General features: G+C 63.9%; 12 protein-coding genes. 9 read left to right on the top strand and 3 right to left on the bottom strand.

Annotated elements, in window-relative coordinates:
* Positions 1-2: 2 nt before the first annotated feature.
* From D8W71_RS09405 to purM, 4 genes are all read left to right on the top strand, one after another.
* On the top strand, positions 3-1,103 hold the full coding sequence (locus D8W71_RS09405; RefSeq protein ID WP_442972026.1) for an ABC transporter permease: 1,101 nt from the start codon (positions 3-5) through the stop codon (positions 1,101-1,103).
* Entirely contained in the window at positions 1,104-2,063 is a 960-nt protein-coding gene (locus tag D8W71_RS09410; RefSeq protein WP_121112926.1) for an ABC transporter permease, read from the top strand.
* Positions 2,060-3,664, top strand: coding sequence for a dipeptide ABC transporter ATP-binding protein (locus tag D8W71_RS09415; protein WP_121112928.1), 1,605 nt, complete (start codon positions 2,060-2,062; stop codon positions 3,662-3,664). The genes D8W71_RS09410 and D8W71_RS09415 overlap by 4 nt, the downstream gene beginning before the upstream one ends.
* A 98-nt stretch (positions 3,665-3,762) precedes the next feature.
* On the top strand, positions 3,763-4,863 hold the full coding sequence (gene purM, locus D8W71_RS09420) for a phosphoribosylformylglycinamidine cyclo-ligase (protein WP_121112930.1): 1,101 nt from the start codon (positions 3,763-3,765) through the stop codon (positions 4,861-4,863).
* A gap of 84 nt (positions 4,864-4,947) precedes the next feature.
* Here purM and D8W71_RS09425 read toward each other — a convergent pair whose 3' ends face one another.
* From D8W71_RS09425 to ygfZ, 3 genes are all read right to left on the bottom strand, one after another.
* A complete protein-coding gene (locus D8W71_RS09425) occupies positions 4,948-5,163 on the bottom strand; it encodes a DUF3073 domain-containing protein (RefSeq protein ID WP_072806788.1) in 216 nt (71 codons plus the stop codon).
* A gap of 208 nt (positions 5,164-5,371) precedes the next feature.
* Positions 5,372-6,004, bottom strand: coding sequence for an MOSC domain-containing protein (locus D8W71_RS09430; protein ID WP_121112932.1), 633 nt, complete (start codon positions 6,002-6,004; stop codon positions 5,372-5,374).
* Positions 6,001-7,131, bottom strand: a complete 1,131-nt coding sequence (gene ygfZ, locus D8W71_RS09435) for a CAF17-like 4Fe-4S cluster assembly/insertion protein YgfZ (RefSeq protein ID WP_121112934.1) — start codon at positions 7,129-7,131, stop codon at positions 6,001-6,003. Before ygfZ ends, D8W71_RS09430 begins: the two co-directional genes overlap by 4 nt.
* Before the next feature lie 14 nt (positions 7,132-7,145).
* Here ygfZ and D8W71_RS09440 point away from each other — a divergent pair, with 14 nt between their 5' ends.
* The 5 genes from D8W71_RS09440 (at position 7,146) to cydC (ending at position 13,864) form a co-directional block, all read left to right on the top strand.
* Positions 7,146-8,024 carry an aminodeoxychorismate lyase gene (locus tag D8W71_RS09440; protein WP_121112936.1) on the top strand — a complete coding sequence of 293 codons (879 nt, stop codon included), beginning with the start codon at positions 7,146-7,148 and terminating at the stop codon, positions 8,022-8,024.
* Between the two features lie 92 nt (positions 8,025-8,116).
* On the top strand, positions 8,117-9,571 hold the full coding sequence (locus D8W71_RS09445; protein ID WP_121112938.1) for a cytochrome ubiquinol oxidase subunit I: 1,455 nt from the start codon (positions 8,117-8,119) through the stop codon (positions 9,569-9,571).
* Positions 9,572-9,583: 12 nt separating this feature from the next.
* Entirely contained in the window at positions 9,584-10,627 is a 1,044-nt protein-coding gene (gene cydB / locus D8W71_RS09450) for a cytochrome d ubiquinol oxidase subunit II (protein WP_121112940.1), read from the top strand.
* Entirely contained in the window at positions 10,624-12,285 is a 1,662-nt protein-coding gene (gene cydD / locus D8W71_RS09455; RefSeq protein ID WP_236077811.1) for a thiol reductant ABC exporter subunit CydD, read from the top strand. The genes cydB and cydD overlap by 4 nt, the downstream gene beginning before the upstream one ends.
* On the top strand, positions 12,275-13,864 hold the full coding sequence (gene cydC / locus D8W71_RS09460; RefSeq protein WP_121112942.1) for a thiol reductant ABC exporter subunit CydC: 1,590 nt from the start codon (positions 12,275-12,277) through the stop codon (positions 13,862-13,864). The genes cydD and cydC overlap by 11 nt, the downstream gene beginning before the upstream one ends.
* The last annotated feature ends 3 nt before the right edge of the window (positions 13,865-13,867 follow it).

Consider the following 13,867-nt stretch of genomic DNA (forward strand, 5'->3'; position numbering starts at 1 on the left):
CCGTGCCCACTACCGCGCCTGTCAGCGGAGTGGAAGGCAACAACGAGAAGCTCGTCCAGCAAGCGAGCGCGCCGTCACGATACGGCGCGCTCGCTCGCTATCTCGGGATCAGATTCCTGCTGATCATCCCGACGGCGTGGATTCTGGTCACCGTTGTCTTCTTTCTCATGCGCGTGATCGGCGATCCGATCACCGCGGCACTCGGAGGGCGGCTGCCCGCCGAGCAGATCGCTCAACGTAAAGCCGAGGCCGGATACGACCGTCCGATATTGACGCAGTACTGGGAGTATCTGAAGGGTCTGCTCACGGGCGACTTCGGAAAGTCCGCGACGGACAATCGGGAAATCGCCGACGTGTTGCTCGTGAACGGCGCCGCCACCTTGGAACTCGCGTTCTGGGCGTTGCTCGTTGCATTCCTCGTGGGTGTGCCGCTGGGGTTCTTCGCAGCGACCCACCGTGACCGGTTCGGCGACGCCTCGCTTCGGATCTTCGCGATTCTGGCGTACGCAGCACCGGTGTTCTTTGTCGGTATGTTGCTCAAACTGCTGTTCGCGGTGAAGTTGGGCTGGCTACCGGTCGCGGGTCGCGCAAGCACGAATGTCGAACTGGCATTGCAGAACGTCTCGCCGAAAACCAACATCCTGTTGATCGACTCGGTGTTGTACGGCGAACCGGCGTACACGGGTGACGTTCTGAAACATGCGGTACTGCCGGCCATTGCACTCGGCTTGCTCACGGCAGGGGTCTTTCTCCGGCTGGTGCGAGTGAACCTTCTGCAGACGCTGCAGTCCGGCTACGTCGAAGCGGCCAGGGCACGTGGTGTGAGCAGCCGGACCGTCACGCTGCGGCACGCATTCCGCAACGCGATGATCCCGATCGTCACGGTGATGGGTCTGCAGATCGCGACGCTGCTCGGCGGAGCGGTACTGACGGAGACGACGTTCGAGTGGAAGGGTCTCGGGTACGAACTCGCGCGTTACCTCAGCGCACGAGACTTCGTCGCCGTGCAAGGAATCGTGACTTTTCTTGCTCTGGTCGTCGCCGTCGTCAGCTTCGTCACCGACGCGATCGTGGCACTCATCGACCCGAGAGTGAGGTTCTAGATGAGTACCGAAGTTGTTCTCGCACAGGTCGATGCAGGCCGGCCGCATCGTCGCGGATTTCCTGGTCTTGCATTTGTGCGTTCCACGTCCGGCGTGCAACGGGCCACATTGATCGTCGGGCTGGTACTGATGGCGATCTTCATCCTCGCTGCAGTGTTCGCGCCGTTGCTGGCACCGTACGGCTTTTCGCAGACAAGTGACGACGGCGGAGAATTTGCGCGTCAGTCGGCGCCGTCCGCGCAGCACATTTTCGGTACGTCGGTGCGCGGGGAAGACGTATTCTCGCGAGTGATCTACGGTGCTCGAACAGCATTGATGGTCATCGCAAGTTCGTTGATCCTGTCCATCGTGATCGGAGTTCCGCTCGGATTGGCGTCGGGCTACATCGGTCGGTGGTTCGATCGAGTTCTCGTGCTGTTCATGGACGCGATGTACGCGTTTCCGTCGTTGCTTCTGGCGGTTGTCATCTCGATCGTCGTCGCGGGAGGTCAGTCGAGCAGCTTCGGTGGTATCGCCTCGGCTGCCATCGCGATCACGGCGATCTTCGTTCCGCAGTACTTCCGCGTCGTACGCAATGCGACGGTTGCCGTCAAGACCGAACCCTATGTCGACGCCGCTCGCGTGACCGGTGCCAGCACGGTTCGAATCCTGTTCCGGCACATCCTGTCCAACGTAGTTCAGACTCTCCCGGTCATCATCACGCTGAACGCGGCCGAGGCAATCCTGACTCTCGCCGGCCTCGGATTCCTCGGCTTCGGGATCGAACCGACGTCGGCATCGGAATGGGGATACGACATCAACAAGGCTCTGCCCGATATCTCCAACGGCATCTGGTGGACTTCGGTGTTCCCGGGTCTCGGCATCGTGTTGATTGTTCTCGGTATGACGATGGTCGGCGAGAGCGCAAGCGAAACGATGAATCCGCTTCTCCGTACACGAAAGAAGAGGGTGAAGGCATGACCGACGCGGCGTTGAAGCTCACGGGGCTTTCCGTCACCTTCTCTACCGACAGCGGCGACGTCGACGCCGTCACGGAGGTGTCGTTCGAGGTCCGGCCGGGTGAAGTGCTTGCCGTCGTGGGGGAGTCGGGCTCGGGCAAGTCGGTCAGCGTGCGGTCTGCGATCGGGCTTCTGCCCGATACAGCTCGGGTGGCCGGATCCGTCGTACTCGGCGGAACCGAGGTGACCGAGCTATCGGACAAGGCGTGGGAAAAGCTTCGCGGCCAGTCGATCTCGATGATCTTCCAGGAGCCGGGAAGCGCACTCGACCCACTGTTCACCGTCGGATTTCAGATCGTGGAGGCACTGCGTGCGCACCCACGTGACGACGGAAAACGCATGGACAAGAAGGCAGCCAAGGCTCGCGCCGTCGAACTGCTGACGATGGTCGGACTGCCCGATCCGGAGCAACGGTTCGGGTACTACCCCCACGAACTCTCGGGCGGCCAGAAGCAGCGCGTCATGATCGCTATCGCAATTTCCTGCGAGGCGAAGGTCATCATCGCCGACGAGCCGACAACGGCTCTCGACGTCACAGTCCAAGCGGAGATCCTCGACTTGCTCAGGGATCTGCGAGACCGCCTGGGCTGCGCAATTGTGCTGATCACGCACAGTATGGGAGTGGTATCGAACCTCGCCGACAGGGTCGTGGTGATGAACCACGGCACGGTCGTCGAGGAAGCTCCGGTGCGCGAGCTGTTCGACAGTCCGAAGGAGGACTACACCAAAAAGCTCCTCGCCGCGGTGCCGAAACTCGCTCCCGCAGCATCGGACAAATTCGTGGACAAGTCGGGCGAGCCGGTTCTTAGAGTGCGAGACCTCGTCGTCCAGTTCGGCGGTGGCGTCGGCAGCAAGGCGTTCCGTGCTGTCGACGACGTGTCCTTCGACATTCACCGTGGTGAGACCCTGGGGCTCGTCGGCGAATCGGGTTCGGGAAAGTCGACCATCGGTAGATGTGTCGCAGCACTGCAAAAACCGACCAGTGGGACGGTGACGGTGATGGGTCAGGAGCTCTCCGGCATGTCCCAGCGACAGTTGCGGCCGTTGCGCAAGCGATTCGGGTTCGTCTTCCAGGACCCGGCGACGTCGTTGAATCCGCGCTTGACCGTGGGGCAATGTATTGCCGAACCGATGGTGGTGCACAAGTACGGCAGTAGCGACGCCATCACGGCCAGGACGAGAGAGCTCCTCGACGCCGTCCAGCTGCCGTCGGGAACCGAGAAGCGATACCCGCACGAGCTGTCGGGCGGACAGCGCCAGCGGATCAGTTTGGCGAGAGCTCTCGTGCTGCAGCCGGACCTGCTGGTCGCGGATGAGCCGACATCCGCGCTCGATGTGTCCGTTCAAGCTGCGGTGCTCGATCTGTTCGAGGGGCTGCAGCAGGAATTCGGGTTCGCATGCCTGTTCGTCAGTCACGACCTTGCGGTCGTGGATCGGGTGTCGCATCAGGTGGCGGTGCTCAAGGACGGCGGTCTCGTGGAGATGGGGACGCCGTGGAAGATCCTCCGGTCGCCGGAGGAGGACTACACCAAGCGGCTGTTGGCGGCGATTCCGACGGTGTAGGCGCCGCGAAGCACCCCATGAACGGGCTCTCCGGTACCGTTAGACCGCAATTGCGCGCAAAAATCGCGCAACGATCACGAACACAAGGCTGGAGCCGCATGACCGAGGAAACCCGACCACCCCGCGCAACCTCCTCGGGTGGTGCTTCCTACGCCGCGGCCGGTGTCGATATCGCCGCAGGTGACCGGGCTGTCGAACTGTTCGCGCCGCTCGCAAAGAGGGCCAGCCGTCCCGAGGTCATGGGCGGCATCGGTGGCTTCGCCGGGCTGTTCGCGCTCAAGGGTGACTACAAGGAGCCCATCCTCGCGGCGTCCACGGACGGCGTCGGCACCAAGATTGCCGTCGCACAGGCTCTGGGCAAGCACGACACACTCGGGCTCGACCTGGTTGCCATGGTGGTCGACGATCTCGTCGTGTGCGGCGCGGAGCCGCTGTTCCTGCAGGACTACATCGCCGTCGGACGCGTCGTCCCCGAGATGGTGGCCGAGCTCGTCAAAGGCATCGCCGACGGCTGCATCATCGCAGGCTGCGCGTTGCTCGGCGGCGAGACGGCCGAGCACCCGGGCCTGATGGCAGACGGAGACTACGACCTGTCGGCTACCGGCGTCGGCGTCGTCGAAGCCGACGCGGTACTGGGACCCGATCGCGTGCGGCCGGGCGACGTAGTCATCGCAATGGGATCGTCCGGGTTGCACTCCAACGGATACTCGCTGGCGCGCAAGGTTCTGCTGGAGATCAATCACATGGACCTCGGCGGCCACGTCGAAGAATTCGGTCGCACCCTAGGTGAAGAGTTGCTCGAGCCCACCAAGATCTACGCCAAGGATTGCTTGGCGTTGGCTGCGGAGACCGACGTTCGAACCTTCTGCCACGTCACTGGTGGGGGACTCGCGGGCAACTTGGCCCGCGTCATGCCTGCTGGCCTCGTCGCTGAGTTGGATCGCACCACGTGGAGTCCTGCGCCGGTGTTCTCGCTCATCGCTCAGCGCGGACGTGTCGAGCGCGCCGAAATGGAGCAGACGTTCAACATGGGTGTCGGCATGGTCGCCATCGTTGCGCCCGAGGACGTCGACCGCGCTCTGGCCGTGTTGACGGCTCGCCACATCGATTGCTGGACGCTGGGGACGGTCAAGAAGTCGTCGGACAAGTCCGCCGAGACTGAGCGCGCCGTGCTGCTGGGCAACCACCCGCGCTTCTGACGTCGGAGCTCACTTCCGAGCACGAACATACGACTGAGGGGGAGCCGCACCGCGGCTCCCCCTCAGTCGTATGTCAATCGCTGGTCAGCGTCGCCAGTCCTCGTATTCATCCTCTTCGACGCGGGAATAGCCGTCCGCGTCCGAAGAGGAGATGCCGCCCGAGGTGATACCGCCACGGTGGGAATTGGACGAACCTCCGGAGAGCTCTCTTTGCAGACTCTCCAAGTCCGTTGTCGGTGAGCTGTACTTGAGCTCACGAGCGACCTTTGTCTGCTTTGCCTTAGCCCTGCCTCGGCCCATGGCGTTGCCCCCTCGCGGACTTGCGGGGCGGCCTGGGGAAATTTGGGCGCCCCGTTAGATTTGGTATTTCTTCCTGGCACACACTCTAGCGCGCGAATCGTCCAGATGCTCATACAGAGTCCGTGTCCCGCATGTTTGCTTCATCTCAGTACCGGGCATTGGACCTTCTACCTGCGTAAATGTCTTAAGGCTCGGTAAGGGTCACGATTCATGTACTTCTTTTCAACGCCGCTGTCGCGTCGCGCTCGACTTTCGGCGGCAACCCCGGGGCGCTGAGGAGTTTCGCCAACCCTGCGGGGTTGGTTCCGCGGAACAGGTCCCTGACGGTCACCCCGTGGTCCGGAACGCGGCCCGGAAGAATCGATGCCCCGCGCTGGACGGTCCCAGGTTCGACGACCCGGAAGTACGCACCGACGTCAGCGCGCTCGGTGAACCGCTTCAGCCAACCCGGCTCGTCGACCCAGCGTGCGAACGTCCCGCACGGCTTTCTGGCGATCGTGACTTCGAGGACGACATCGCCGATGTGCCAGTGCGAGCCGACAACGGCGTCGGTCACCTCGATTCCCGATGTCCTGAGGTTCTCCCCGAACCAGCCCGGCTCGACCGGTCGTCCGAGTTCGGAGGCCCAGCGTTGGGCCTCCGCCTCGTCGTACACGTATACGGCTTGGTCAACCCCGCCATGGAATTTCGTATCCCGACTGTGGTCACCGGCTAGGCCCAATTCGTGAACGTCGACCGGGCCGTCTACAGGCCTCTTGTCGATGGCGCTGCCGGAGACCCCGCGTCGTCCGATGGGCACGTCGGCGTGAACGACACACACCGCTTCGACGCGAGCCGTCACCGGCCGCGCAACCGATCGATTGCGGCCCGCCCTGCCTGCACGTCGTCGTAGCTCGGGATCGAATCGGGATCGATCGACGCGGCGCACGGTCCGGCAACCAGTTCGGTGTCGGCGGGAACGGTTCGCTTGACCAGTGCGAGGGCAACAGGACCTAGTTCGAAGTGATCGATGACAGTCCCCAGTCGGCCGACGGTACGACCGTCTGCAGTGATGGCGTCACCGGTCTCCGGTCGCCCTTCAGCCGATCCGTCGAGGTGCAGGAGAACGAGATGGCGAGGGGGCCTGCCCAGGTTGTGCACGCGCGACACTGTCTCCTGGCCGCGGTAACAGCCCTTCTCGAGGTGTACTGCCCCTGGATCGGTCACTCCACCGATCCACCGCACCTCGTGAGGGATCGTCTTCTCGTCGGTGTCGACACCGACACGAGGCCTGATCGACTCGACACGAAGGGCGTCGAACGTCCAGGTTCCGGCTGGTGTCGCACCGGCGTCGCGCAGTCTCGTGAACCACTCCGCCAATGCGGGACGGGGAACCAACAGGTCGAACGCGTTGGGGCCCGGCCACGGCATCCGGCGGACGAAGCCGCCGCCGCTCAGAGCGGTGGCATCGTAGTTCTCGGTGGGGACCGATACACCGAGGGCGTCGAGGACGCGCGCGGAATCCGCTCCGAGCAGCGAAAGCACGGCAAGTTCGCTGCCCTCGCGCGGTTCGGCCTTCGACCAGAACACCATCTTCTTCAGAAATGCCAGCAAATCGGGGCCGGTCGACGCTTCGGTGTCGATCCAGGTGATCCCGTCCAAGTCGGTCTGGACGAAGTGATGCTCTACGCGGCCGTTGACGTCGAGCGACAAATTCTCCGCGGAGTGACCGTCGGGCAAGTTCGAGACGAGTTGGCTCGAGATCGTGTTGAGCCAGGTCAACCGTTCCTCGCCACCTATCGCGATGACGAAACGGTTCGATCGGTCGATGACGGCCGCCTTCGACGTCGCGTCGCGTTGCTCGCCGAACGGATTGCCGTAGTGCCACGCCACGGCGCTGTCGACTGTGTCCTCCGGTGACGGCACCGCGTCGGGAAGGGTGAGAAGAGGGCTCAGGCGGATCATGGCGGTATCGGACACGGCTTCCATCGTAGGCTGGACGTATGTCGGAGCGAGTAGTTGTCACCCTGGACGGGCAGGTTCACGATCCGGATGCGCCGCTTCTGTACGCCGATGACCTGGCCGCTGTGCGTGGGGACGGGGTGTTCGAGACGATTCTCGTGCGCGGTGGGGCGCCGTGTGGTGTGGAACTTCACCTGGCCAGGTTGCTTGCGTCGGCGGCGGCGTTGGATCTGCCGACGCCGGATCGGGACGATTGGCGGCTTGTTGTCGGCCTAGCCGTCGACGAGTGGACGAGAACTTCAGATGACGAGGGTGCGCTGCGGCTGGTGCTGAGTCGTGGCCGCGAAGGGGGCGGTGAGCCGACGGGGTATGCCACGGTGGGGCCGCTGCACGAGCGAGTGACTCGGGCTCGCGCCGACGGCGTGGCAGCCATCACCCTGGCCCGTGGCTATTCGGTGGATTTTGCCGCACAAGCCCCCTGGCAGCTGCTCGGGGCGAAGACGTTGTCGTATGCGACGAACATGGCTGCGTTACGGCACGCCGCGCGTCTCGGGGCCGACGACGTGATCTACACGAGCAGTGAAGGGCGCGTTCTGGAAGGTCCTCGCTCGACCGTGGTGCTCGCGCGCGGTAAGACACTCATCACACCACCGGCAGAGCATGGAATCCTCTCGGGGACGACAGTGGAGGCGTTGTTTCAGGTCGCCTCGGACAAAGGATTCGACTGTGAGCGGTCGGACGTTTTCCCTGCGGATCTCATTGCCGCAGATGGTGTTTGGTTGATCTCGAGCATTACTCTCGCTGCAAGGGTCGTCTCGCTGAACGGGGTCGTACTGCCGGTGCCGTCGATCGCCGACGACGTCCGGTCGATGGTCGATACGGCGGTGGAGACCATCGGCGACGAGGTCTCCGACGCTTGAGCTACTACTACACGTAGTAGTACTCTCGAACTTGCTGGGGCACGCCCGTAAGCAGCGGAATCTTCCCGCGGGCCGAAAAGTTCGGAGTAGTCATGGACGCCTTGGACGTCTCGCGGTGGCAGTTCGGAATCACCACCGTCTACCACTTCATTCTGGTGCCGCTGACAATCGGTCTTGCGCCGATCGTCGCGGCGATGCAGACGATGTGGGTCATCACCAAGAAAGACTCCTGGTATCGACTGACGAAGTTCTTCGGCAAGCTGTTCCTCATCAACTTCGCGCTCGGCGTCGCGACCGGAATCGTGCAGGAATTTCAGTTCGGCATGAACTGGAGTGAGTACTCTCGCTTCGTCGGTGACGTGTTCGGAGCGCCCCTGGCGCTGGAAGGGCTCGTCGCGTTCTTCCTCGAGTCCACATTCCTGGGTCTGTGGATATTCGGTTGGGGACGCCTCCCGAAACTTGTTCACTTGGCCACGATCTGGCTCGTCGCCATCGGCGTCAACGCATCCGCATACTTCATCATCGCAGCCAACTCGTGGATGCAGCACCCGGTCGGTGCGCGGTACAACCCGGACACCGGTCGCGCGGAACTCACGAGCATCTGGGAGTTGATGACCAACAGCACTGCGCTCGCAGCTTTTCCGCACGCGGTCGCGGGTGCGTTCCTGACCGCCGCCACGTTCGTTGCGGGAATCTCGGGCTGGTGGATGGTCCGTGAGGCACGCAAGGGCAAATCCGAGAACTCGCGCAGCATGTTCCGCCCCGCAGCGCGACTGTCGTTCGTGGTCATGATCGTTGCGGGTGGTGCGCTCGCGATCACCGGCGACATTCAGGGCAAGCTGATGTTCGAGCAACAGCCGATGAAGATGGCATCGGCGGAATCGTTGTGCGACACGGAAACCGGTGCCTCCTTCTCGCTTCTGACCGTCGGTACGCACAACAACTGCGAATCGGTCACCCACTTGATTTCGATACCGGGCTTGACCTCGTTCCTCGCCGAGAACGACTTCGGTGCGACGGTGCAGGGCGTCAACCAACTCCAGGAGCAGTACGAGCAGCAGTTCGGACCCGGAAACTACAAGCCGAACCTGTTCGTCACGTACTGGGCGTTCCGCATGATGATCGGCCTCGCAGCAGGATCGGCGCTGTTGGCGCTGGCCGGTCTGTGGGTGACCAGGGGTGGCCGCGTCCCTGATCAGCGGTGGTTCTCGTGGCTCAGCCTCGCAGCCATCCCGACGCCGTTCCTCGCCAACAGTGCAGGCTGGATCTTCACCGAAATGGGCCGTCAACCCTGGGTGGTGGCACCGAACCTGAACGGAATCGATCAGATCAGGCTCACCGTGGACCAAGGGGTGTCGGATCATCCAGTGGGATTGGTCGTGGCCTCGCTCGTGACGTTCACCGTGCTCTACGCGGCCCTCGGGTGTGTGTGGTTCTTCCTCATCCGCCGCTACGTCGTGGAGGGCCCGCTCGAGCACGACGCACATCCGCATGCGGAAGTGGACTCCGAAGACGAAGATTCCGAACAACTCTCGTTCGCGTACTAGGGAAAGAAGACCATGGGACTCGAACAAGTCTGGTTTGTCGCGATAGCGTTCCTGTTCGTCGGATACTTCGTACTCGAAGGCTTCGACTTCGGTGTCGGGATGTTGATGCCGGTATTCGGTCGCCACCAGGATGCCGAGCTGGGGGAAAGGCGGCGCCGGGCCGTACTCAACACCATCGGGCCGGTCTGGGACGGCAACGAGGTCTGGCTCATCACCGCCGGTGGAGCGCTGTTCGCGGCGTTCCCCGAGTGGTACGCGACGTTGTTCTCGGGCTTCTATCTTCCGTTGCTGCTCATCCTTGTGGCCCTGATTCTGCGCATCTGCGCCATCGAGTATCGGGGCAAGATCGACGATCCCGTCTGGCGCCGGCGGTGCGACATCGGAATCGGTATCGGATCCTGGGTCCCCGCGGTGCTGTGGGGAGTTGCCTTCGCCAATATCGTCAGCGGGGTGGCGATCGACGAGAACAAGAAAGTCACAGCTGGGTTCTTCGACCTGCTCGGGCCGTACGCACTCCTCGGCGGCGCCACCATGGCACTGGTGTTCGCGTTGCACGGCGCGGTGTTCATCGCGCTGAAGACCTCGGGCGACGTCCACTCGGATGCAGTGAAATTGGCAGCGAGACTATCGATTCCGGCGGTCGTCGTCGGCGGTGGATTCGCGTTGTGGACGCAGTTGGCCTATGGCAAGTCCTGGACCTGGATTCTGGTCGGCCTCGCGGCGGTATCGCTGATCGCAGTGGTAGCACTGACCGCGCGAGTTCGGGAGGGGTGGGCGTTCGTGTTCACCACCGTCGCAATCATCGCGGTCGTGGTCCTGCTGTTCGCGTCTCTGTTCCCCAACGTCATGCCCTCGACGACCGACGCCTCCTACAGCCTCACCATCGACAATGCGTCGTCGAGCCCGTACACGTTGAAGGTAATGACCTGGGCGGCAGCCTTCATGGCACCGGTCGTCATGGGATATCAGGCGTGGACCTACTGGGTGTTCCGCAAGCGTATCGGCGCAGCGCACATCCCGGACTCGATCGGATTGTCACTCGGTCGCACCAAGTGACCACCACCTCACGGGGTCCCGTCGACCCGAGGTTGTGGCGCTACTCGCGCCCCGCCCGTCGGTACCTGGTCATGATCGTCGCGCTGGCGCTGGTGGACACCGCGGCGATCATCACGACGGCGGTCATGCTCGGCACCGTATTGGCTGGCGTCATCACCTCCGACGCACGCGCAGTGGCAGATTGGGCGCCCCAGCTTTGGATCATGTTCGGAGCCATCGTAGTTCGCACGTCGACGGCATGGTTTCAATCTCGATACGGACACCGAGCCGCGTCCAGAGTCGTGGAGGAACTCGAGAACGATGTGCTGGCAGCGGCGTCGCACCTGGACCCGCGGGAGCTCGACGCCGAACGTGAGGCGATCGCTACCGTCGTGACCAGGGCTCTGGGCGGTCTTGCGCCGTACCTGACGGGCTACGTGCCGGCGTTGGTGCTGGCTGCGACGTTGACGCCGATCACGCTCCTGGCAATTTCTGCACAGGATGTGACGTCGGCTGCGATCGTGTTCGTCACGTTGCCGCTCATACCGGTCTTCATGATCTTGATCGGGTTGCTGACCAAGGGCAGAGCCGAGAACACTCTGGAGTCGATGACGAGGCTGTCGGCCCAGTTGCTCGATCTGCTCGCGGGCCTTCCCACCTTGCGCGCCCTGGGCCGGGAGAACGGTCCGGGAGCACGCGTACGCGCACTCGGTGACGCTCATCGGCGAGCGACCATGCGGGCGCTGAAGATCGCGTTCCTGTCGTCGATGGTGCTCGAACTGCTTGCGACCCTCTGCGTTGCGCTCGTTGCGGTAAGTATCGGCTTGCGCCTCGTGTTCGGCGACATGGCGCTCGAAGCAGGCATCATCGCACTCGTTCTGGCCCCCGAGGTCTATGTTCCGCTACGCCGCGTCGGAGCACAGTTCCACGCGGCCGAAGACGGAGTCGTCGCCGCCGGCAGAGCTTTCGCGATTCTGGATCGCCCGAGGGCCAGCGGCACAGGTTCCGCGGTCGTCGACGCCGAGGGGGCTCGAATCGAGCTCGAGAATGTCTCGGTGGATGCCCGCGGTGGCAGTGCTCCGTACCGCGTCAGGGCCGAGTTCGCGCCCGGCTCGGTGACCGTGCTGGCCGGACCGAACGGCGCCGGAAAATCGACAGTGCTGAGCGTCGTTCTGGGTCTGACTGCTCCGAGTTCGGGCTCGGTTCGAGTGAGTGGGCACGACCTGAGGGATCTGGAGCCGAGGTCGTGGTGGGATCAGGTTGCGTGGCTACCTCAACGGCCCGTGCTGCTCCCGGGGAGCTTGGACGCAAATCTCGTCCTGACCGGAACTCGTCCTGACCCCGATACTCTCGAAAGGATTTGCACAGCAACTGGATTCGACGACGTACTCCGCAGGCTACCCGACGGCTGGGACACCGAGGTGGGCACCGGGGGAGTAGGCCTGTCGCTCGGAGAACTGCAGCGACTTGCCCTGACGCGTGTTCTCACCTCGCGTGCCCCCGTGATGCTGCTGGACGAGCCCACAGCGCATCTCGACGAGATCGCCGAAGCTCGTGTGCTGGCCGCGATACGAGCCGTCGCGGCGCAGGGCCGGACGGTGGTGATCGTCGGGCATCGTCCCGCCGTTCTCGCATGTGCTGACTCGATCGTGCAGATAGGCGCACATCATGTTCGGTGACCTCCCGAGAGCCCTCGGGCTGTTCGAGCTGCGACCGGCCAGAGTCGCAATCGCAGTAACCGCGGGCGTCGCGGCTCTGGGAAGCGCTCTCACCCTCGCCGCGGTGTCGGCATGGTTGATCACGCGCGCGTGGCAGATGCCGCCGGTTCTCGACCTGACCGTCGCCGTCGTTGCTGTACGCGCACTTGGGATTTCACGCGGCGTGTTCCGATACCTCGAGCGCTTGGCTACTCACGACACGGCCCTGCGCGGGATGACGTCCGGCCGTACTCGTCTCTACGAACGCCTCGCCGACGGTGCGCCTGCAGCCACGTCGACGCTGCGCCGCGGCGAGCTCATGGCCAGGGCGGGAGCAGACATCGACGCTCTCGGTGACGTGGTCGTACGAGCCGTCGTGCCCATCTTCGTGTCGGCGATTCTGATGGTCGCGTCCACGGCCGTGCTGGCGTTCGTCTCTCCCGCCGCAGCACTGATTCTTTTTGCTGCGTTACTCGTTGCGGGTGTGGCCGCGCCGGTTCTCGCAGGACGGGCCTCGAGAATCAGGGAGAACGAAGGCTCGGCGGCCAGAACGGCGTTCACCGAAGCGGCTGTCCGTGCGCTCGATCACGGCGCGGAGTTGCGGGTGGCAGGCAGGCTCGACTCCACTCTCGCGGAGGCGAAAGCGGCCAATCGTGCGTCGGTGTCCGCCCGCGACCGGGCAACGCGGCCAGGCGCATTTGCCGACGCCGCACTGCCGTTGTCCATCGGCGCGTCCGTGCTCGGATCTCTTCTCGTCGGAATCACGCTGTTCGGTCCGACAGGAGGGACCGAAGGCGGGATGACGCCGATGGCCCTCGCGATCATCGTGCTCGTTCCCCTTGCGGCATTCGAGGCGGCGTCGGTGTTGCCGTCGGCGGCGGTTGCATGGACCCGGGCAGGGTCCGCAGCGACGCGGATCGTGGCGTTGCTCGACGCCGCGGAACCTCAGGGGCGTGGTCACGCCCGCGAGAGGAAACTTGCCCGGCCGACTGCGGAGGGCGCAGCGTCTCAGCTGAACGCGTTGCCACGCGGCAGCCGGGTCGCCGTCGTCGGACCAAGTGGATCGGGCAAGACGACGCTGCTCATGGGCCTTGCGGGGCTGATTCCATCGTCCGCGCAGATCGAGGGGGCGCGGTTCTTCGCCGAGGATGCACACCTGTTCGAGACGTCCATTCTGGAGAACCTCCGTGTCGTCCGCGGTGATGTGACGAGGGACGAGGCGCTCGGTGCGCTGAAATCGGTCGGCTCGGGGGACTGGATCGCCGCGTTGCCGGACGGGGTCGACACCACATTGGTGGGCGGTGCCGGCGCGGTGTCCGGTGGCCAGCGTCGACGCCTCCTCCTGGCGCGTGCGCTTCTGTCCGACGCGCCCGTCTTGCTGCTCGACGAACCGACCGAACACCTCGACGACGTGAGCGGCGCGCGATTGCTTCGCCAACTGCTCGACAGCGACGGGGGACTGGTCGACCCCGCCCGTTCGGTGGTGGTCGTGACGCATCGATTACCGCCGGACACCCGTGCTGACCAGGTGATCGAGTTGCTCGGTTCGCCGACAGAATAATCC

This window comes from Rhodococcus sp. P1Y (assembly GCF_003641205.1).
Taxonomy (GTDB): domain Bacteria; phylum Actinomycetota; class Actinomycetes; order Mycobacteriales; family Mycobacteriaceae; genus Rhodococcoides.

Bases quoted from the DNA above. Each gene is read 5' to 3' on its own strand.
- D8W71_RS09445 (WP_121112938.1), top strand. From the start codon at position 8,117: ATGGACGCCTTGGACGTCTCGCGGTGGCAGTTCGGAATCACCACCGTC.
- D8W71_RS09415 (WP_121112928.1), top strand. From the start codon at position 2,060: ATGACCGACGCGGCGTTGAAGCTCACGGGGCTTTCCGTCACCTTCTCT.
- cydC (WP_121112942.1), top strand. From the start codon at position 12,275: ATGTTCGGTGACCTCCCGAGAGCCCTCGGGCTGTTCGAGCTGCGACCG.
- cydB (WP_121112940.1), top strand. From the start codon at position 9,584: ATGGGACTCGAACAAGTCTGGTTTGTCGCGATAGCGTTCCTGTTCGTC.
- D8W71_RS09410 (WP_121112926.1), top strand. From the start codon at position 1,104: ATGAGTACCGAAGTTGTTCTCGCACAGGTCGATGCAGGCCGGCCGCAT.
- D8W71_RS09425 (WP_072806788.1), bottom strand. From the start codon at position 5,163: ATGGGCCGAGGCAGGGCTAAGGCAAAGCAGACAAAGGTCGCTCGTGAG.
- D8W71_RS09440 (WP_121112936.1), top strand. From the start codon at position 7,146: ATGTCGGAGCGAGTAGTTGTCACCCTGGACGGGCAGGTTCACGATCCG.
- purM (WP_121112930.1), top strand. From the start codon at position 3,763: ATGACCGAGGAAACCCGACCACCCCGCGCAACCTCCTCGGGTGGTGCT.
- ygfZ (WP_121112934.1), bottom strand. From the start codon at position 7,131: ATGGAAGCCGTGTCCGATACCGCCATGATCCGCCTGAGCCCTCTTCTC.